The following is a 21,451-nucleotide window of genomic DNA, read 5'->3' on the forward strand; positions in this document are numbered from 1 at the left end:
AAGGGAATTTTACTATCTTTACCGGCTCAACAATCTATAAAAACCAATACCATGTCATACAACCTGCTAAAAGGTAAAAGAGGAATTATTTTCGGGGCTTTAGATGAAAATTCTATCGCCTGGAAAACAGCTGAACGGGTAAACGAAGAAGGCGGAAAATTTGTGCTAACCAATGCACCTATCGCAATGCGAATGGGAAACATTCAGCAACTCGCCGAAAAAACCGGTTCCGAGATTATTCCTGCCGATGCCACTAAAGTAGAAGATATTGAAAACCTTGTGGAAAAAGCGATGGAGGTCCTTGGCGGAAAACTCGATTTTGTTTTGCACTCCATCGGGATGTCGGTGAATGTGAGAAAAGGAAATCACTATACCGATATGAATTACGATTTCACCACTAAGGGCTGGGATGTTTCGGCGGTATCTTTTCACAAAACGATGCAGGTTTTATACAAAAAAGAAGCGATGAACGAGTGGGGAAGCATTGTAGCCCTCAGCTATATGGCGGCACAGCGTGTATTCCCCGATTATAACGATATGGCCGATAACAAGGCGTACCTGGAATCTATAGCCCGTAGTTTCGGGTATTTCTTCGGAAAAGATAAAAAGGTAAGGGTGAACACTATTTCACAATCTCCAACACCAACCACTGCCGGTACCGGGGTTAAAGGTTTTGATGGCTTTATCGCCTATGCCGATAAAATGTCGCCGTTGGGTAATGCCACAGCTCTGGAATGCGCCGATTATACCCTCACGCTTTTCTCTGACCTTACCAAAAAAGTAACCCTTCAGAATCTATATCACGATGGCGGTTTCTCCAATATGGGAGTTAGCCAGGAGGTGATGGATACTTTTATGAAAGACCAGGAATAACATTCCTACATAATAAAGGGCTGTGAGGAAAAAATGCAACATTGTTTTTTCCGGCAGCCCTTTTCTTTTAATACCTTTATAAGATGAAATTGGAATATTCGTTTATCATTCCGGTCTACAATCGTCCCGATGAGATCAGGGAGCTGCTGCAAAGTATGCTGGCTCTCGATTTTGAAAGACCTTTTGAAATTGTGATAGTAGAAGACGGTTCCTCCAGGTCTTCTGAAGAGGTAATAGGCCAATTTCAGCAACAACTCAATATAAGCTATTATTATAAGAAAAATACCGGGCCCGGCGATTCCCGGAACTTCGGGATGCGTTATGCTAAAGGGGATTATTTTATAATCCTGGATTCTGATGTTTTGCTCCCTCACGATTACCTGAAATGTATAGACCGTTTTCTTACCCATACTTACTGCGATTGTTTTGGTGGGCCCGATGCGGCCCATCCTACTTTTAGCGATACCCAGAAAGCTATCGACTATGCGATGACCTCTTTTTTGACCACCGGAGGCATACGCGGTAAGAAATCGTCTGTAAATAAATTTGAACCCCGCAGTTTTAATATGGGGATTTCCCGAAAAGCATTTGAAGCAACAGGAGGTTTCGGGCTTATCCATCCCGGTGAAGATCCCGATCTTTCCCTTAGACTTCAAAAAGAAGGTTATAAAACCTGCCTTATCCCTGATGCGAAAGTTTTTCACAAGCGCCGCATCGACTGGAATAAATTTTATCACCAGGTTGAAAAATTCGGGATGGTACGTCCAATCCTTAACTCCTGGCATCCCGGCTCGGGTAAGATCACTTATTGGTTTCCTACTCTCTTTACTGCCGGGTTTATTTTATCAATTCTGCTGCTAAGCACGGGCCTGTGGTGGTTTTTTGGTCTGTATCTTATTTATTTTCTGCTGGTATTTCTGGATTCGGCTATTAAGAATAAAAGTATTAATATTGGTTTATGCTCTGTCTATGCTGTCTTAGTACAGTTTGTCGGTTATGGATATGGTTTTTTTAAATCTGTATGGCAGCTCAAGATCTTGAAAAAGAATCCCGAAATTGCATTTCCACAACTATTCTTCAAACATGCGTGAAACCACTATAAAAACCCCCGACTTTTTAAAAAAATCCAATTTACAAACCTTTGGGTTCTTTCTCCTTTTTTCGGCTCTGGTGTGGGTTTTGGTTCAGCTGTCAAAAGACTATACTCAGGTGGTATCTATACCTCTGGAATATGTAAACCCACCGATGGATAAGAGTGTCGCTGAAGAAAAGCCGGTCTCTGTGGAGGTTAGGATGCAGGATAAAGGTTTTAGTATTCTGTATTTTCAGTTGTTCAGGCCTGAACTTCAAATCGACCTGGAGCAGGCCCGGGAAGAAAACGGCCAATTGGTTTATTCTATTGAAGCCAACCGTGAGGATATTGCCCGGCAACTCGATATTGATTTTGAGGAAACCCGCTTCCTGGCAGACGAGATAATTATAGATTTCCAGCCTAAAAAGTTAAAACGACTTAAGGTGGTTCCTAAATTAAATCTTTCTTATGCTGTTGGTTACTCGGCAAACGAGGAAATTCGGCTTAGTCCTGATTCTATTGATGTTAGCGGTCCCGAGTCTATTATTGATACAATAAAAGAGATAAACACCTTTCCGCTTACAAGAAGCGATATCAGTAATGATATCAGCGGAAAGATAGCTATAGATACCACGGGCCTTGGGATGCTGAGTTTTTATCATAATGAAGTTTCCTATGCTTTGGAGGTGGAAAAATTTACCGAAGGCCAGGTGCAGGTGCCGGTGGAAGTGCAGAATGTTCCCCAGGATGTTAACCTGAGTATTTTTCCGCAGGAGGTTAAATTATTTTATCAGGTGAACCTTAAACAATACGACATGGTGCGTCCTGAAGATTTTTCGGTGGTGTGTGATTTTGAAGATATAACCGAAGGCCAGGATTATTTGTTGGCCGAGCTTGTTAGGAAACCTGAATTTGTTACTAATATCCGAATAAGTGAACGGAAGATTCAGTTTATCATAAAACGATGATGGTAGTAGGTTTAACCGGCGGAATAGGTAGTGGAAAAACCACTGTGGCCAATTTCTTCAGGGAACTTGGAATCCCGGTATATATCGCCGATGAAGCGGGGAAACGCCTGATGCTTTCTTCTGAAGAAATTAAAAAGGAAGTGAGAGAACTATTTGGGGAACAAGCCTATCCCGGCGATGAGCCAGACAGAAAATATATCGCTTCCCAGGTCTTCAACGATTCAGAAAAACTGGAAGCTCTGAACAATATAATACATCCTGCTGTAGCTGCCGATTTTCAAAGATGGCTCTCAAGACAGAACGCACCATATATAATTTACGAGGCGGCGATTCTTTTTGAATCAGGCGGAAATGAAAAATGCGATCGTACTATCCTGGTAACCGCTCCCCACGACGAAAAAATTAAAAGATTGCAGTTCCGGGATAATTCAGAAATAGAAGAAATAGAGGCCCGAATGGCTAATCAGTGGTCTGATGAAAAAAAGTTAAAACTTGCCGATTTCCAAATTAAAAATACCGATCTAGCCCTTACAAAATCACAGGTTGAAGAATTACATGAGATTCTCTTAAATTCCCGCAAAAATTGAGAAAAGTTTTGTTAACATTTGGTTAAACCGCTTAAGCTCTAAATGTTAAAATCTTACTTTTGGGGGCATGAATAAAAAGCTTTTCTTCATCCTGGTTGTCTTGATGAGCCTATCACTTATTGGGATAATTTTCGTTCAGGGATATTGGATTAAAGGTGCGGTTGATGATAAGGAAGAACAGTTTTCGTATAATGCAAAACAGGTATTGATTAAGGTTTCTAATGAAATACAAAACAGGGAGTTAGAAGAATATTATATAAAATTTATCGATTCTGATACTACCAACTCTAAGCTGGAAGAATCTAAACTAACCGAATATTCCTATACCAGCGAAAATAAATTACGCAATCAATCGCTCTTTCATACTGAATCTATCCTGGAGGAGGATTATAAGGTTTCTTCGGGTTTCTTAAGTACTGCCCACGATAGTATTCCCTTTACCAAACTCATCAATAAACGGGTTACCAATATCGTTTCCCGCCGAAATCTGGATAATAACAATACGCTAAGCGCCAGACAACAAATTTCCCGCATGATGAGGATGGACCAGGTAGAAAAAGATATTCTGCGTAGCAGTATTGCTGATTATACGAGTAAGCTTCCGCTCCATAACCGGGTTAGCGATGAGGAAATTAAGAGACTTATTACCAATGAACTCAAAAACCGCGATCTTGATACCGATTTTGAATACGGAATCTACAGCAATTCGATCGCTACAAACCTTCATTCGGAAAACTTCAGTTTAAATCATCCTGCTACCTACGGAGTACCTCTTTTTGTAGATAATACCGGGAACAGCAATTATCAGTTGCTGGTTAACCTCCCCGGGAAGAAAAAAGTTGTGCTCTCTTCAGTAGTATTGATGGCGGCCCTTTCTATTATCTTTACCCTTATTATCGTAATTGCCTATTCCAGCGCTTTGTCTCAATTGATAAAACAACGGCAGATCTCCCAGATCAAAACCGATTTTATCAATAATATGACGCACGAATTCAAAACGCCAATCGCCACGATTAACCTGGCTCTGGACGCTATAAAGAATCCCAAGATCAAGAACGATGAGGAGAAAACCAAACGTTACCTGCAAATGATAAGGGATGAGAACAAACGTATGCACGGACAGGTAGAGAATGTACTGCGAATCTCTAAACTCGAAAACAACGAGCTCGATCTTAAAAAGGAAAGAATACAGTTACACGATCTGGTGGAAGAAGCCATTACCCATGTACAATTGCTGGTAGAAGATCGTGGAGGCTATGTTAAAACCCATTTTGCGGCCTTGCGCTCTTCTATTCTGGCTAATCCAGATCACTTTACCAATGTGGTGGTGAATATTCTGGATAACGCTGTGAAATATTCCCCTGAAGAGCCCAAAATAGATGTGTATACTGAAAATGTAAAGAACTATATCATCCTGAAGATCCGGGATCAGGGGTCTGGGATGAGCAAGATTGTTCAAAAGAAAATATTCGAAAAATTTTATCGCGAACATACCGGTGATATTCACAATGTAAAAGGTCACGGCTTAGGTCTGGCTTATACAAAACGCATCGTGGAAGACCATCACGGAGAGATCACCGTAGAGAGCGAAAAAGGAAAAGGAAGTACCTTTATAATTAAATTACCACTAATATCTTAATATATGGAAACTGAAAACAAAAAAATCCTGTTAGTAGAAGACGATCCGAACTTCGGAACTGTCCTTAAAGATTACCTGGCGATGAACGACTATGAAGTCACTCACGCCAAAAACGGAATGGAAGGCTTTGAGAAATTCAAGAAAGACGATTTCGACCTTTGTATTCTTGATGTGATGATGCCTTATAAAGATGGATTCACCCTGGCTAAGGAGATTCGCGAGAAGAATGAAGAAATCCCAATTATCTTTCTTACCGCAAAAGCGATGAAAGAAGATGTGCTGAAAGGCTATAAAGTAGGAGCCGATGATTATCTGAATAAGCCCTTCGATTCTGAAGTGCTGCTTATGAAGATTAAGGCTATTATGCAGCGAAAAGCAACCGATAGCGTTGCCGATAGCAAGCAGTTTGAGTTTAAAATTGGTGGTTTCCACCTGAATTCAAAACTAAGGTTCCTAACCTTTAAAGACGAAGAGCCTCAAAAGCTTTCTCCAAAAGAGAACGAATTACTACGTTTGCTTGCCCTGCATGAGAACGATCTTATGCCAAGAGAGCTGGCGCTTACCAAAATATGGAGAGACGATAACTACTTTACTTCTCGTAGTATGGACGTATATATCGCCAAATTGCGTAAATACCTGAAAAAAGATGAAAACGTGGAGATCCTGAATATTCATGGGGAAGGCTTCAGGTTAGTGGTGAAGAACAATGAAAACGCAGAGGCTTAATTGCTGAAGATTTTCAGTTTCTAAAACAGGCCTGAAAAATAAATGCTTTTCAAAAGCATTTACCCAGAGATAAAATCTAAGGTTTTATTTTTCGGGTCTTGTTTTAAGCTGAATCCATTGATCTTTTTCTCTTCTTAACAGTTTGGGGCTTCCCAACGGCAATAGTGTTATTTTTTATTAAGAATTAGCTTTGGGCTAATCACTTCAGCAAACAATATTTATCTTTACTGCGCTTGCAGCTCAAAGATCACTATGAAAATCCCGTTTGAGACAGCCTTCTATGGAACTTTCCGGCACCTTCCGGCCAGGTCCCGAATACCTTTTCTTTTAGCTTTTTTTCTTCTAAATATTCTAATGGGGTGGGGGCAGAACCCTGCTGCTGAGGTTCCGGAATATAATCATTTTGACAATGTGCATATGGCTACAGCCGGAGCGAACAATCCGGATGATATAATTGTATCTATAGCGACTGATTCTCAAGGCTACATTTATACTCTTTCCTTTGGTAATGGTGTTGACAAAAGAAACCCTGATGGAAGTCTCTTGCAAGCTGAGTTTATTCCGGCCAATCAATTTCAAACTCCTTTAGATATTGTGATAAATAGTAAAGATGAAATATTTATTGCTGATTACTTTGAAAGCGGAAGTTGTTTAGATAATGGAAAGATAAAGGTTTTCGATTCTAATGGTATTTTTAAAAAGAATATCGCTTTAAGTTATTTCAGACCTTTAGGTTTAGCACTTGATTATGATGATAATATTTACATTGCAGAGTATTATGATGGTTCAACTTGCGAGAATGGAGAGGAAAGCCGGATTAGGGTTTTTGATGGTGATGGCATCTATTTAAGGCAAACGGAATCTGTTGAAATCCCATACAGGTTAGCAGTGGATTCATCAAAAAATATTTACGTGAGTCAGGCCGGAGTTGATGATAATTCACAAGTTTTAATATTTGATGCTAACTTAAATCCCCAGGGTAACCTGCCAAATATAAAATCTCCGGGAAGTATTGTAGTGGATAAATTCGATTTCATCCATGTTATAGATTATGAAGGTTATGTTGATTTTAAAGAATTTTTGAATTATGAAAATGCTAACATTGTAAGTTTGGCATTAGGGGTTTTAAGTGGAATGGGTGAATTTAATATAAAGATTTTTAGTAGTCAGGGTGTTCTGGAAAATCAGTTATTTACCGAAGTTCGATTTCCTGTAGATTTAATCTTTAATTCAGACGCATGTGATAGTAAGTTATTTATTAATAACAGTGATTTTAATATAATTTTTCCGTTTGAGAATTCAACGATCGAATTCGACCTCGAGATATATACCCGAATCCCTTCTTTCGATGATGAAGCACCCATTGCTCTATGCATTCCAGATGGCAAAGAATTTACCCTTCAAAATGGAAAAGTAACATTAACAGTTGCCGACATCAATGACGGCTCAACCGATAACTGTGGGATTGACTCAATGGAGTTATCAAATTATGAGTTCACTATTACCGGACCTCACACTGTGAGCTTGATTGTAACTGATGAGGCAGGTAATTCAGCTATTTGCGCAACAACGATTGATATAGTGGGAGAAACTTCCCCGGAGCCAGTGGTCACCTGCCCGGTTGATTCAGAATTACCTTCTTTAGTTCTCGATGCCAATTGTGAATACAGTCTTCCCGATGTGGAAGAATTAATAACCACTTCAAATTTTAATGATGTAAATTTCGAAATCACTTCGGAGTCCCGGGTAAACAATACATTGTTTTTAAGTGTAGACATTTTGGAAGGACAACAGTTCGTTGATAACTGCGAGTTGGAATTCGATCTAATTGACTCCACTCCTCCCGAAATAACCTGTCCCGAAGATATCATTAAGGAGATTCCCAGTGACCAGTCTACAATAGTTGTTAATTACAATGAGCCTCTGGTTTACGACAGCTGTGGGGGAGAACTGGACCTTAGCCTGCTTGACGGGCCGCCTTCCGGTAGTACTTTGGGAGAAGGGGAATATACTGTAAAATATGAAGTTACAGATGAAGCCGGACTTAGAGCTACCTGTGAATTTAAGATTAATCTTACCCAAAAAGAACCTTCCGACTTTGAAATAACCTGTTCCAATCACGAGCTGATCCTGGATTCTAACGGAAAAGCTATTCTGGATCCCGAAATATTATATTCCGGCCAGGAAACAAACCTGAACTTCGAGGCTTCTCAAACCGAATTTGATTGCTCCGACCTGGGAGTGAACCAGATTGTCCTTACCGCCACAGACCCGGACACCGGACAAACGGCCACCTGTAATGCAGAAATTTTTATTATTGGGGAGATTGAGCCCGAAGCAATTTGCGTGCCTTCCGGAACTGAATTTACTATGACCAATGGTGAACTGAATCTTACTCCTGAAGATATCGATGCGGGATCCACTGCAGTTTGCGAACTTAAAATGGAATTGTCGCAATCAAGCTTTACCACTCCCGGTGATAAAACAATTACTCTTACAATATTTGATGAATCAGGCTCTTCAGATAGCTGTACTACTACTATTTCTGTAATAAAAGATGAAAACCCAACTAACTCCTCGCCGGTAGCTAAAGATGATCCCTATAATATTGACCAGGATGATATTCTGAATATAGCTTTACCTGGTATTTTGAATAATGATATAGATCCCGATGGAGATACTCTAACTGCTATTCTTGAAGATGATGTTCAAAATGGTAACCTGACTTTTAATACTGATGGTTCCTTCACCTACACGCCAAATCAGGGTTTTACCGGCCAGGATACTTTCACTTATATCGCCAATGATGGCACAGATGATTCTAATGTGGCAACTGTAACCATAGAGGTGAAAAATACATCCACCGATTTCAGCTGCATTCAAACCCCCATCACCCTCGAGCTGGATCAATCCGGTGCTGCAAGTCTTCAATTAGACGATCTCTACACCGGCGATGCTTCAGGATTGAACCTGGTAGCTTCCCAATTGGATTTTACCTGTGATGATTTGGGAGAAAACACCATCGAATTAAGCTGGACAGGGGGGAGTAGTGGTTCCTGTGAGATCACAGTGATGGTAGAGGACAATATAAAACCGATAGCCGAGGTAAGTTTCATAAATGTGACTCTGGATGCCAATGGTCTCGCAGAGATCACTCCCGAAGATCTTGACGCCGGTTCTTACGATAATTGTGGAACTTTAAATTTTGATCTTAGCAAATCACGCTTTACCTGCGAAGATACCGGCCAGAACACTGTGGCTCTAGCTTTAACCGATGCTTCCGGAAATTCTACCACGGTGAACACAATTGTATTTGTAAATGCCAATCCCGGAACCTGTACCGAACCCGCTCGGGATAACGATTATCTTTTTCTTTATCCTAATCCTACTGATGGCCTGGTGAAGATTTTCACGCCAGATGATGTGACAGTCGAGCAGGTATTTGTTTTTGATAAACGAGGCCGATTTATCATGTCAGAAGAATTTGATAAAAGCGATCTGGAATATGGGTTTCGGTTAGATGGCGTACAAAATGCGGTCTATACCCTACGGATTCTAACCAACGAAGGGGAGATTATCAGGCGACTTATTATCAGGAATTGATCAGGATTTTTCCGAGATCTTATTCTCAATATATTGGATGATCTTTTCTGAAGAGGTCTTATAGTCGAACCAACGTACCTGTTCCTGTTTCCTAAACCAGGTGAGTTGTCGTTTGGCAAAACGTCGGGTATTTTTCTTGATCTCGGCCACCGCGGTTTCCAGGGGATGAATTCCTTTGAGGTAATCGAACAATTCTTTATAGCCCACTGTATTCAGAGCATTCAGGCGGCGTTTCGGAAAAAGCTTCTCAGCTTCCTCAAGCAAGCCTTCATCCATCATCAGATCCACCCGGCGGTTGATGCGATCATAAATTATTTCCCTGTCGGTCTCCAGCCCTATATTGATGGACTTAAAGTTTCTTTCCGGTTTTTTTCGGTTTAAAAATGAAGAATAGGTCTTCCCGCTACCAATGCAGATTTCCAAAGCCCTGATGAGTCGATGAGGATTCTGAATATCGGCCACCTCGTAATATTTGGGATCTAATTCTTTCAATTGCTGCTGAAGGGGCTCAATCCCATTTGTTTCATAAGTAATATTAAGCTCCTCTCTTATCCCGGGGGCTATCGCCGGAAAATCATCCAGACCTTCCAAAATGGCTTTTACATAAAGTCCGCTTCCTCCCACCATAACTACCACCTGGTGCTCCCGGAATAGTTCGTCAAGTTTGCTTATCGCTTGCCTTTCAAAATCGCCCACCGAGTAATTATCTTCCACTGAAATATGCTGGATAAAATGATGCGGAACGGCTGCAAGTTCTTCTTCGGAAGGTACGGCAGTTCCAATGCGCATTTCTTTAAAAAATTGCCTGGAATCGGCAGAGATTATTTCGGTATTAAAATGTTGGGCCAGCTTTATGGCCAGGGCGGTTTTTCCTATGGCTGTAGGACCGGAAACTGTGATGAGAAAATTAGTCGACATTTAATTTTTTTCCGCAGTTATGGCAAAATTCGGCACCATTAAGATGTTTTGTCTCGTGGCAATGCGGACAAACCTGTGTGTTGGTAGGGATGTTCTTTTTAAAGGCATTACTGTATTCTGCACTCACAATGCCAGTGGGGACGGCTATTATTCCGTACCCCATGATCATTAGTGCGGAAGCGATAAACCTACCCAGGGGTGTAATGGGATGAATGTCTCCAAAACCTACCGTAGTTAAGGTTACTATAGACCAGTAAATACTAATAGGAATATTGTCAAAACCTCCTGCTTCCCCTTCTACCAGGTGCATCACAGTCCCCACAATGATACAAATAATAAATACAGCAAATAAAAACACCAAAATTTTTGCCTTACTGTTTTTAAGGGCATCCATCAACTTGTTAGACTCTCCAATATATCTGGTGATCTTGAGAATTCTGAACACCCGCAACAAGCGTAATGCCCTTACCGCGAACAGTAAATTATGTCCTCCAAAAACAAAGGCGATATAGGTTGGGATGGTTGAAAGCAGGTCTACAATTCCGAAGAAACTAAAGATATATTTTCTTGGTTTCCTTATAGCAATGATGCGCAGGATGTATTCAATCGTAAATATAATCGTAATGATCCACTCAGCGATATAAAAACTCCAGAAATACTTGAGGCTGTAGGTGGCAACGCTTTCCAGCATTACGAGTACAATACTCAGTAAAATAACGATAAGCAGGGCAACATCGAAGAATTTGCCTGCCGGAGTATCTGCTTCATAAATGATTTCATGAAGCTTGTTTTTCCATTTTGGGATTTTAGGGTCTTTTTCTTTCAAGGAAGTTCCGGCTTAGCGTTCTCTCAAATTTAAGTATTTTCTTTTATTGCAATTAAGGATTGATTCTGTATTTCAATAATGTCATTAAAAAATTTCTTGAGGTATGGGTAAAAACCTGAAACATATAAAGCCCTGTTAAAACTTATCCGGTAATGAATAAATATATTCTTCTCATCAGTTTGTTGTGCAACCAGCTGAATTCTACCTCCATTCTCGGGTAAAGTTATCAATTTTTGTTCCGGCAGTTCAATTGGGCTGTAATTTTCGGGCAGCTCCACATTTACCGAATAGGTATAAACATCCTTATAACCAAAATCTATAGGATAAGTACGTTCTTCGAGCTGAAGGGGATTTTTGCTGAAAAACCTGAAGCTAAACGGATTGAGATAGATCACTTCATCGATTTTCTGTGAAGTTGTGCTTAATTCATGCTGAATTTGGAGCGGGTTGCTTACCTGTTGATGATTTTTGAAGCTGGAAGTAACCACTCCCGTTTGTTGGGCAGGATTAGAGAGTCTTCCGGCAATTTCTGAAATCTGGAGGTTTTCGAGTTCCTTACGGGCAGAAACCGCATGTAAACCCGAGTATATTTGCTGGGAATGCCCCGTAACAATTCCTGCCGCATCCACCATGAGAGAATCGCGGTAGTGGATACCTGAAAAATGCCTGGCTTCAATATTTATCCAGGAACTTCCGTTTTTAAAATCAACTAATCTTCCGTATCCATTAAGAGCCCTAAAGGGTATTTCTCCAAAATTCAGATATTTTTCAGTGGCGTCTACAAGAAACTCCTGGTCGTCGGTTTTAAGCTGAAGAAATAAATAATTAAAATCATTGATGACCGGGTGTAGCTTTGTGAGGAAACCATTAGCACGGGTAGCACTTAAAACGGGCAAAACTTCAAAACCCTCACTTTCATAGAGATTATGAAGAAGTATATTTATCCCGGAAATATTTCCCGATTTATCCCTGATAACATCCTTAAGATTAAAATCGCGATGCAGCTGGTATTTTCCGTTCCATTTATAATTATTTTTCACAAAATCATAGATCCCCCTGGCTTTTTCGGTGTTATTAGGAAGTTGTCTCAGGCTATCGGGAAGCAGGTCCTTTACGAGGCGGGTGCGGCTTAACTGCCGGCCAATTGATTTTTTGCTTTTTAACTGCTTATCTACATCCTTCCAGGAAAGGGTGAATTTTTTAACCCGTCCGTTGAGTTGGGTCACCTCTTTTAATTCATAAACCAGCCGGGCAATGTAGTTGTATTTTGAAGTTAAATAAGATTCTTCTATAAAGGCAGGAATATCCCTGATTTCATAAAATGCATGAACACAATCTCCGCTTTCGCTAATTCCATCTGGGTGAAAGCAGTTTTTTATAATGCTAACATCTTCCTTGTTATAAGGTAATCCTCCAATGGTCCTGATATTGTAATTAAAATTTCCCGGAATTCGCGTTTCAAAAGTGCTGGAAACTTTTGGAATTTCATCCTGGAACCACCAGGTTTCAAAGCTATAGCGAAAAGGACTTTCCTTTTGGTAACGATAGGTGAGCACCGATCCGGGAGTCACATTGGGAAAGGTGAATTTTATGAGGTCGAAATCCGGATTTTCTTCGGTGTAGATATCATCGGCTGTAATTTCTGTAGTTTTTACCCGTCCCTCCTCAAGAGTGTAGGTTATGGCTTCAATTTTTCTGATCTTCTCTTTAGCACTTTTATTTTTATAAAGCCTGATAGAAATACTCGCCTGGTCATAAGCTTCCTGGTTCAGGATCTTTATTTTTGCGGCATAATCGGTTATTACATTGTAGTTCCCGTCATTTTCATATCGGCTGTAGCCATTCTCGGCAATGTACCAGGCATTTGCCGTAGTGTCTTTTTCGTAAGATGTGGCTTCTAGTTCCTCTAAGGAAGGTCTGTAGGCCATAAGATTGAAATTCTTTTCCTGGGAAATTGAAGTTAGGCTTGGCAGAAAAAATAGCAGAAGTAAAAGTTTATTCATGTACTGAGAGTTGGATGATTTTTAATCTTTTGTTACGCCTTAAATAACTCTGAATGATATGCTGCGCATCCCGGTCATTTTTCATCGGGGTGATGATAGATCTTATAATGTCCAGATGATTGATTTGATGATTGAGGTTATAATACCCAACACCTTTAAACTCTCCATCCTCTACCAGGAGGGCGCTTTTTTCATCGATATCCCTTCCTCTATCTATCACGATCATATTCTGCCTGGAGTAGGTATGATTAGCGATAAGCTCCCTCGCTCTTTCGTTATAGGTTTCAGTAGATTCCTCGTCCACACAGGCCCCGTGACAGGTTTTAATGCTGTAATTAAAACAGTTGCCCGTCCCTTTTTCTAATCTGCAGAGCCGCTTGCAAAGCTCATATTCTTCTACCCACATTTCCAGAACATTTCTGGCTCTCTTTAACGAAGAAAAGGTGGTGATGCTGTTTGCTCTTCCGGCTATTCCTATTTTGAAGTTGATAAAACCTTTCTCATCGGTAAAATGATACAGGGCGTGGGAAAATACGTTTCTCTTTAAGGCTTTATTGTATTTGGGCCTGTTGCGCTTTATCTCCTGGTTTTCCTTTAGCAATGCGATAAGTTCATTTCCTGTAGCTTCATAACTTACCGAGGCTACTTCCTTCTGCATCTGCCTGGATTTATGATGCTCATTGGTAAAATGCTGATTCACCCTTTTCTTGATATTCTTGCTTTTTCCGATGTATAGGATTTCTCCCTCTTCATCGTGTAAATAATATACCCCCGTAATTCCCGGAAGATCTTCCAGCATGTTTACCAACTTGCTGTCTAAATGCCGTTTTGGTTCTGCCCGCACTGCATCTTTCAGAATGTCTTTATCGAGGTCTTTCGCCAGGAGCATCTTAAAAAGTTTAACCGTGGCCTGAGCATCTCCGGTTGCCCGGTGCCGGTCACTTAAGGGAATTCCCAATGCCCGCACTAATTTCCCAAGGCTATAGGATTCCTGCCCGGGGATAAGTTTCTTGGAAAGCTCTACCGTACACAGCGATCTACGTTCGTATTCGAAACCCAGCCTTCTGAATTCGGTTCTCAGTATTCTGTAATCAAATTTTGCGTTGTGAGCTACCACCACACAATCTGTGGTGATCTCCACAATTCTTCTCGCTACCTCGTAAAATTTAGGGGCATTGCGCAGCATCTCGTTGTTGATGCCGGTAAGGTTCACCACAAATGGCTGGATGGGTTTTTCAGGGTTCACCAGGCTGATGAACTGATCGGTTATCTGATGCCCGTCAAATTTGTAAATAGCAATCTCGGTAATTCCTTCCTCATTGTATTTCCCCCCCGTCGTCTCTATGTCTAAAATTGCGTACAAAATCCTCCTTAATTATAGTTTCTTTCGCCAAAAATATTACTTCCAATTCTCACCATGTTGCTTCCGTTGGCTACAGCCAGGTTGTAATCCCCGCTCATCCCCATAGATAGTTCCCCAAGGGAGGGATAATTCTCCTTCAATTTATCAAAAACTTTTTTCAGGTATTGGAATTCACCTGAAACCTGCTTTTCGTCTTCGGTGAAAGTAGCCATCCCCATCAGGCCAATAACCTGGGTGTTTTTCATCTTCTGGTAGGCCTCTGAAGCCAGGATTTCCTCAGCTTCTTCCGCAGAGATCCCAAATTTGGAATCCTCCTCAGCGATCTTTATCTGCAGCAGGCACTTTATCACCCGCTCGTGTTTTTTGGCTTGTTTATTAATCTCTTTTAATAGTTTCAGGCTGTCTACTGCATGAATCAAGCCAACAAAGGGCGCCATATACTTCACCTTGTTGCGTTGTACGTGCCCAACCATATGCCATTCGATGTCCTTTGGGAGCGCTTCCCATTTATCGGTCATTTCCTGGATCTTGTTTTCCCCAAAGATACGTTGTCCGGCCTCATAGGCTTCCAGGATATCTTCATTGGGCTTGGTCTTGGAAATGGCTACCAGTTTCACGTTTTCAGGAAGTTCGGCCCTGTATTTTTTTATATTTTCTGAAATGCTCATTCTTCTAACTTCAAAATTCGTAAATCGTCAACCCACTCCTCAGTTTAGGCTCGATATAGGTGGTTTTTGGAGGCATGGTGAGATTCTCATCTGCGATCTCCTTGATCTCTTCTATGCTCACCGGTAACATCCCGAATCCTACTGCAAATTCCCCGGAATCTACCCGGGTTTTTAATTCAATTAAGTCATTGCGGCCATGGGTATAGGCAATACGCTTATCATTTCGGAGATCCTCGATGCCTAGAATTGGTTTTAAAACCTTTTGGTAGAGTATATAAGCATCTAATTTACGCAAAGAATCGCTAAACTCATAATTCGTTTTGCGCAAATACAGGGAATAGTATTCTCCATCCAGATACATATTAAAATGATGCTTATGGGAAGGCCTGTAAACCTCCAGTCCACGGTTTTCTATGCGGAAATTCTCATCCAGTAAAATAAGAAACTCCTCCTTGCTGTGCCCGTTAAGGCTACTGATAAGCCTGCTGTACTCGTGGATCTTTAAATTGCTCTCTGAAATGAGATAGCTCATAAAGAAATTATAGGGTTCCTCCCCGGTATGCCCTGCATTGGCCTCTCTGGATTCCCTGGCTAACCGGTAAGAAGAAGCACAACGGTGGTGCCCATCGGCAATATAGAGTTGAGAAGTGTTTTCAAACTCCTTTTGGATCTTTTCAATAAGGCCCGGCTGGTCTATTACCCACAAATAATGTGTTTCCCGGTTAGGAGTCGCGAACTCATATTCCGGCCTGCTTTTCATTACCTCCCGCATGATGCAGTTAATGTCCTGGTTATCGGGATAGGTGAGGAGCACGGGTTCGGTGTTGAAGCCTACCGTCTTCAGGTAATCCTTAAAAAGCAATTCCCTGTCTTTAATGGTGTCTTCATGTGGCCTTATGACCTTTTCTTTATAATCTTCAGCACTTGCGGCAGCAATGATCCCGCTTATGCTACTACCGCGGCTTTTTACCTTGTAGATATAATAAGCCGGTTTCTTATCCCGAATAAAAGTTCCTTCTTCCTTGAATTCCAGGTAGCGGTTTTTTACCATCTGAAAGCGCTGTCCGCCCTTCAGATTTTGCTGAAACTTATAGCCCGGATTTATGATATGCAGAAAGGAATAGGGATTGTGCTCCAGCTGAGCGGTTAACTCTTCAGCACTGTAATCTTCATAGGGGCGGCTGGCTACCAGACCTGCTTTGGCCCTTATTGGTCGCACAGCTTTGAATGGAAGTATTTTTGCCAAATTTCCTTTTCCTATTTGCTGAATTGTGCCGAAACTTTTTCAGCCTTTTTGTTCTCTGAATAATCATAAAATCCTTCTCCCGACTTAACGCCGAGTTTCCCGGCTCTAACCATATTGGTTAGCATAGGACAGGGCGCGTATTTAGGATTTTTGAAGCCGTCATACATCACCTCCAGGATCGAGTGACATACGTCCAGTCCTATGAAATCGGCGAGTTGTAAGGGGCCCATAGGATGTGCCATCCCCAGTTTCATTACGGTGTCGATTTCATAAACTCCGGCCACTCCGTTGTAAAGGCTTTCTATGGCTTCATTGATCATAGGCATCAGGATGCGGTTGGCTACAAAACCAGGATAGTCGTTAACCTCTACCGGCACCTTGTTCAGTTTTTCTGAAAGCTCCATAATGCTTTTGGTAACTTCATCACTGGTGTTATACCCGCGAATGATCTCTACCAGTTTCATGATTGGCACCGGGTTCATAAAGTGCATCCCGATAACTCTTTCAGGATTTGAAACTTCTGCAGCGATTTTTGTAATTGGAATAGAGGAGGTGTTGCTGGCAAGAATGCTGTCTTTTCGACAACTTTCATCCAGCTGTCTGAAGATCTTCATTTTCAGGTCCTCATTTTCGGTAGCTGCTTCCACCACCACATCGGCATCTTTTACCCCTTCTTCCAGTTTGGTGAAGGTGCTAATGTTGTTAAGCGTGGTTTCTTTGTCAGATTCGCTTATCTTTTCTTTGGAAACCATCCTGTCCAGGTTGCCCGAAATGGTTTTAAGCCCTTTTTCCAGGCTTTCTTCTGAAATATCGATCAGGTTTACTTTATATCCGAATTGCGCAAAAGTATGGGCGATTCCATTGCCCATCGTTCCTGCTCCTATTACTGAAATATTCTTCATTTTATATCGTATTTGTTGTGTGGTTTATTTACTGAAACTTTCTATCACCCCTTTGGCTACCCGAAGGGCCTCTGCGCCCTGTTCCAGGGTCACAATTGGGGTGCTGTTGTTATTTATAGCATCGGCGAAGGTCTCCAGCTCATCAAGGATGGCGTTATTGGGAGAAACTTCGGGATTATCGAAATAGATCTGTTTTTTTATTCCTTCAGCATTCTGAAGTACCATCGCATATTCGTCCGGATTCTGCGGCGCGTCTTTCATCTTCACTACTTCGCACTTTTTCTCAAGAAAATCTACCGAGATGTAAGCATCGCGCTGGAAGAATCGCGATTTACGCATATTCTTCATCGAGATCCTGCTGGCAGTGAGGTTGGCCACGCATCCGTTTTCGAACTCTATGCGGGCGTTGGCGATATCGGGGGTGTCGCTGATTACCGAAACCCCGCTGGCGTTAATGCTTTTTACCTTCGATTTCACTACGCTCAGGACAGCATCAATATCGTGAATCATTAAATCCAGAACTACCGGTACATCGGTTCCTCGCGGATTGAATTCCGCCAGCCGGTGGGCTTCGATGAACATCGGATTCTCTATTCTGGAAACAACTGCCCTGAAAGCCGGGTTAAACCGTTCTACATGCCCTACCTGGCCTTTTACGCCTTTTTCTTTTGCTAATTTGATAAGCTCCCGGGCCTCCTCGTAGGTATTGGTGATAGGTTTTTCAATAAAGAGATGTTTCCCGGCTGAAATTGCCTTTTTAGCGACTTCAAAATGTGAAAGGGTAGGGGTTACCACGTCTACAACGTCTACTGCTTTTATGAGTTCATCGAGATCGGAAAAGAACCGGTAACCGAATTCTTTTGATATTTTTTCTGCGTTTTCTGAATTGAGATCGAAGAACCCAACTAACTCATATTTATCTGACTCGTTAAGCAGTCGTAAATGAATTTTTCCTAAGTGTCCTGCACCCAAAACCCCAACTTTCAACATATATTTTAGCTTTTGAAACAAAAATAGTATTTTGATTGCAAATAGTTTAGAAAACACAGGAATAATCCTTTCAGCTTTTACTTGCAAAACACCGCTTTCTTTAAGTATTTTTACATCCTAAAGTTTTGTTAAGGTGATTGAGGATAACTTTCGTCATAAAGGAAAAAGACAGCAGCTGGTTAAGACTGTTTCCCGAAAGGGAATAACAGATAAAAAGGTGCTGGAAGCTATTGGGAAAATTCCCCGGCACCTCTTTATGGACAGTAGTTTCGAAGACCATGCCTACCAGGACAAGGCTTTTCCCATAGCGGCAGATCAGACAATCTCACAACCTTATACCGTAGCTTTCCAAACCGAAAAACTGGAGATTGAAAAAGGCGACAAGGTTCTGGAAATTGGGACCGGTAGCGGTTATCAAACGGCTGTGCTCTGCGAGCTCGGCGCGAAGGTCTACAGCATAGAACGCCAGCGCGAACTTTATAAAAAGACTAAAAATTTCCTGAATAAGATAGGCTACAGGCCAAAACACCTGAGTTTTGGTGATGGCTACAAAGGCATGCCTGAATATGCACCATTCGATAAGATAATCGTGACAGCGGGAGCACCTTATGTCCCCAAAGATTTGCTGGGGCAGTTAAAGGTAGGAGGCAGGATGATTATTCCCGTGGGTTCCGAGGTTCAAACAATGACGATGTTTATCAGGAAATCCCCCACGGAATTCGATAAAACAGAGTTTGGGCAGTTCAGGTTTGTGCCTTTGCTGGGAGATAAAAATTAAGTCTTATTCTTAGTTGTAAACCCGGTCCTGTTTCACATCGCTTTCCACCATGCCATCTTTTAATCTTACAATCCGGTGAGCGTGTCTTGCTATTTCTTCCTCGTGAGTAACAACGATCACTGTATTTCCATCAGCGTGGATTTTATCAAGGAGTTTCATGATCTCTACAGAAGTTACCGAATCCAGATTTCCGGTAGGCTCATCGGCCAGAATTATCGAGGGATTATTAATCAGGGCCCGGCCTACAGCCACCCTTTGTCTTTGTCCACCCGAAAGCTGGTTGGGTTTGTGGTCCATCCTGTCGGCCAGGCCAACGTTGGTGAGTACCTCTTCAGCGCGCGCTCTTCTTTCAGATTTGGAATAGCCAGCGTAAACCATTGGCAGGGCCACATTGTCCAGGGCGGTGGTTCTGGGCAAAAGGTTGAAGGTCTGAAAAACGAAACCGATCTCTTTATTTCTGATCTCGGCCAGTTCATCATCGCTCATCTTGCTCACATCTTCCCCGTTCAGGATATAAGATCCTGAAGTCGGTGTATCCAGACAACCCAACAGGTTCATTAAAGTTGACTTTCCCGATCCTGAAGGCCCCATCAGGGCAACGTATTCCCCTCGATCTATGTCCAGGTCTATGCCTTTTAAAACCTTTACTATTTCACTCCCCAGTGGAAAATCCCGGGTGATGTTCCTGATCTCAATGACTTTGCTCATGCAGAATGTTTTACTCGATAATCGAGATTATAATGCGCCGAGGCTTCCCCCGGAAGTTAAATTTAGTTTCCTTCTGGATGCCTTGTGGGCATTCTCCAGGGTTGTTATGTGAATAGGACGTCGGTCCCGCCGATTTGTTACAACCGAATTATAAAATCTTGTTTTACCTGTTCTCTTCTGAAGAAGATCATTCCCAGGTGAAAAGTATCGATGCTCACCCGAACCTCCGGATGTTTTTTGATGATCTCCCAGGCTTCTTCCATCCCACGCGACCAGTGAATATCGTCAAAAACAAAAACCGAATCATTATGTGCGCTTGGTAGTAGTAATTCAAAATATTTTAAAGTGGCCTCCTTCGTATGATGTCCATCGAAATATATTAAATCGAAATTTGTTTGTGGTTCCCGGTTGTGGGTTGTCAGTTCTGAGTTCTGAGTTCTGAGTTCTGAGTTGTCGGTTGTGGGTAGTTGGTTTTGGTTTGTGGCGTTTTTGCTGAGAATTTGTTGCTTTCCTTTCCCTCTCCACTCCCGATAGTTAGCGGGACCACTCTCCACTCTTGACTTTCCACTTTTTTTCCCCTCTCCACTTTCCACTATATCTCCCAACACCATCTCAAACTCTCCGATTTCCAGATTTACATTTTCAAATCCAAACTTTTTAAGTTGACCTCTAGCTACTTCCGCGGTTTGTGGACAGCCTTCAATACTTGTAACCTGAGAATATTTATTCAAAGCCAAGGCCGCAGTGCCTATTCCGAGAGAGGTGCCTAACTCCAGGATATTTCTGCACTCAAGATATTTTGCCAGTCTGAACAGGAATTTTGCTCGTTTCTGTGGAATACCGACATTCCTGGCAATAGCAGCAACTTCCCGCTCCTTCGACTTAAATACCCTGCTCCCCGCCCCGAAATCGGTGACTTCTATCTTTCTTTTATCTTCCAGCAATTCCTTTCGGTAATTTTCCAGAATCTCATATTCAGGATACTTGGTTTTATCATAAAAACACCGGGTCACCAATTCAAATACGAAGGGGGAGTGTAGGCCGTGCTCATTCTGACTTGTAAGTAGAAATCTCAGATATCTTAACCACATGTAATAAGGTGAATTTTATATGTTCTCGGTTGTGGGTTGTGAGTTCTCAGTTTTGGTCTTAGTTTTTTAGGATTTCCAGTTGTTCTCAACATATTGCTGAAAAGAGTAGATTTTACCGCCCAGGAGATCATATTTGTTTCTTAACTCCGCTATTTCCTCAATTTCATAGAGCTCATCGATCATTTCAAGTTGGGAAAGACATTCCAATAGGGATGCGTGGGCATAAACTAAAAATTTAATAAATTCCTGTTTGTAAACTCTCCTCCCGTAACCTTCTACAATATTATCTTTAATACTTTTTGAAGATCTTCTTACCTGGCTGCCCTGCTCATATAATTCGAATTTGGGTAATTTCAGAGAGATCTTGTGAACCTGAATAGCGTATTGAAAAGCAAAATTGTAAATGTCGAGATCGCGGTAACTTTTCATAAGGATGATTTTAAAGGATTTCACCTTTTAAAAATACTATAAATTTCCAAATTCCTCACCC

At 41.6% G+C, this 21,451-nt stretch carries 19 protein-coding genes; 8 read left to right on the top strand and 11 right to left on the bottom strand.

Annotated elements, in window-relative coordinates; genetic code table 11:
- Positions 1-51 precede the first annotated feature (51 nt).
- The 7 genes from BM266_RS02395 to BM266_RS02425 all read left to right on the top strand — a co-directional run bounded on the left by BM266_RS02395 (position 52) and on the right by BM266_RS02425 (position 9,468).
- The gene (locus BM266_RS02395; RefSeq protein WP_093405423.1) at positions 52-873 is read left to right on the top strand and encodes an enoyl-ACP reductase FabI; all 822 of its coding nucleotides are present in this window, start codon (positions 52-54) and stop codon (positions 871-873) included.
- A gap of 83 nt (positions 874-956) precedes the next feature.
- Positions 957-1,964 (top strand): glycosyltransferase family 2 protein, encoded by a 1,008-nt coding sequence (locus tag BM266_RS02400; protein WP_093405426.1) that lies wholly within the window; start codon positions 957-959, stop codon positions 1,962-1,964.
- On the top strand, positions 1,957-2,913 hold the full coding sequence (locus BM266_RS02405; RefSeq protein ID WP_093405428.1) for a YbbR-like domain-containing protein: 957 nt from the start codon (positions 1,957-1,959) through the stop codon (positions 2,911-2,913). The genes BM266_RS02400 and BM266_RS02405 overlap by 8 nt, the downstream gene beginning before the upstream one ends.
- Positions 2,910-3,500 carry a dephospho-CoA kinase gene (gene coaE / locus BM266_RS02410; RefSeq protein ID WP_093405431.1) on the top strand — a complete coding sequence of 197 codons (591 nt, stop codon included), beginning with the start codon at positions 2,910-2,912 and terminating at the stop codon, positions 3,498-3,500. Before BM266_RS02405 ends, coaE begins: the two co-directional genes overlap by 4 nt.
- A gap of 67 nt (positions 3,501-3,567) precedes the next feature.
- Complete coding sequence (locus BM266_RS02415) at positions 3,568-5,139, top strand: sensor histidine kinase (RefSeq protein ID WP_093405433.1); 1,572 nt, start codon at positions 3,568-3,570, stop codon at positions 5,137-5,139.
- A gap of 3 nt (positions 5,140-5,142) precedes the next feature.
- Entirely contained in the window at positions 5,143-5,865 is a 723-nt protein-coding gene (locus BM266_RS02420; RefSeq protein ID WP_093405435.1) for a response regulator transcription factor, read from the top strand.
- Positions 5,866-6,117: 252 nt separating this feature from the next.
- On the top strand, positions 6,118-9,468 hold the full coding sequence (locus BM266_RS02425; RefSeq protein WP_093405437.1) for an HYR domain-containing protein: 3,351 nt from the start codon (positions 6,118-6,120) through the stop codon (positions 9,466-9,468).
- Here the strand turns inward: BM266_RS02425 and miaA are convergent, their stop codons facing one another.
- From miaA to BM266_RS02465, 8 genes are read right to left on the bottom strand one after another with little or no spacing between them, the layout of a single operon-like run.
- A complete protein-coding gene (gene miaA / locus BM266_RS02430) occupies positions 9,469-10,386 on the bottom strand; it encodes a tRNA (adenosine(37)-N6)-dimethylallyltransferase MiaA (RefSeq protein WP_093405440.1) in 918 nt (305 codons plus the stop codon).
- Complete coding sequence (locus tag BM266_RS02435; protein ID WP_093405442.1) at positions 10,376-11,212, bottom strand: ion transporter; 837 nt, start codon at positions 11,210-11,212, stop codon at positions 10,376-10,378. The genes miaA and BM266_RS02435 overlap by 11 nt, the downstream gene beginning before the upstream one ends.
- Before the next feature lie 29 nt (positions 11,213-11,241).
- Positions 11,242-13,215 carry a DUF3857 domain-containing protein gene (locus tag BM266_RS02440; protein WP_093405445.1) on the bottom strand — a complete coding sequence of 658 codons (1,974 nt, stop codon included), beginning with the start codon at positions 13,213-13,215 and terminating at the stop codon, positions 11,242-11,244.
- Positions 13,208-14,578 (bottom strand): exonuclease domain-containing protein, encoded by a 1,371-nt coding sequence (locus BM266_RS02445; protein WP_093405448.1) that lies wholly within the window; start codon positions 14,576-14,578, stop codon positions 13,208-13,210. The genes BM266_RS02440 and BM266_RS02445 overlap by 8 nt, the downstream gene beginning before the upstream one ends.
- Positions 14,579-14,586: 8 nt before the next feature.
- Positions 14,587-15,246 (bottom strand): YggS family pyridoxal phosphate-dependent enzyme, encoded by a 660-nt coding sequence (locus BM266_RS02450; RefSeq protein ID WP_093405450.1) that lies wholly within the window; start codon positions 15,244-15,246, stop codon positions 14,587-14,589.
- A 10-nt stretch (positions 15,247-15,256) separates the two neighbouring features.
- Complete coding sequence (locus BM266_RS02455) at positions 15,257-16,492, bottom strand: DUF1015 domain-containing protein (RefSeq protein ID WP_093405452.1); 1,236 nt, start codon at positions 16,490-16,492, stop codon at positions 15,257-15,259.
- Between the two features lie 11 nt (positions 16,493-16,503).
- On the bottom strand, positions 16,504-17,394 hold the full coding sequence (locus BM266_RS02460; protein ID WP_093405455.1) for a 3-hydroxyacyl-CoA dehydrogenase family protein: 891 nt from the start codon (positions 17,392-17,394) through the stop codon (positions 16,504-16,506).
- 24 nt (positions 17,395-17,418) lie between these two features.
- The gene (locus tag BM266_RS02465) at positions 17,419-18,384 is read right to left on the bottom strand and encodes a Gfo/Idh/MocA family protein (protein ID WP_093405894.1); all 966 of its coding nucleotides are present in this window, start codon (positions 18,382-18,384) and stop codon (positions 17,419-17,421) included.
- Positions 18,385-18,520: 136 nt separating this feature from the next.
- On the opposite strand from BM266_RS02465, the gene BM266_RS02470 reads away from it, so the two are divergent.
- A complete protein-coding gene (locus BM266_RS02470) occupies positions 18,521-19,162 on the top strand; it encodes a protein-L-isoaspartate(D-aspartate) O-methyltransferase (RefSeq protein ID WP_093405897.1) in 642 nt (213 codons plus the stop codon).
- A 9-nt stretch (positions 19,163-19,171) separates the two neighbouring features.
- Here BM266_RS02470 and BM266_RS02475 read toward each other — a convergent pair whose 3' ends face one another.
- From BM266_RS02475 to BM266_RS02485, 3 genes are all read right to left on the bottom strand, one after another.
- Entirely contained in the window at positions 19,172-19,870 is a 699-nt protein-coding gene (locus BM266_RS02475; protein ID WP_093405458.1) for an ABC transporter ATP-binding protein, read from the bottom strand.
- A 137-nt stretch (positions 19,871-20,007) separates the two neighbouring features.
- Entirely contained in the window at positions 20,008-20,961 is a 954-nt protein-coding gene (locus BM266_RS02480; RefSeq protein ID WP_093405461.1) for an O-methyltransferase, read from the bottom strand.
- 66 nt (positions 20,962-21,027) lie between these two features.
- Positions 21,028-21,390: a four helix bundle protein gene (locus BM266_RS02485; RefSeq protein WP_093405464.1), complete on the bottom strand. Its 363-nt coding sequence runs from the start codon at positions 21,388-21,390 to the stop codon at positions 21,028-21,030.
- Between the last annotated feature and the right edge of the window lie 61 nt (positions 21,391-21,451).

Source organism: Salegentibacter flavus, assembly GCF_900115145.1.
Taxonomy (GTDB): domain Bacteria; phylum Bacteroidota; class Bacteroidia; order Flavobacteriales; family Flavobacteriaceae; genus Salegentibacter; species Salegentibacter flavus.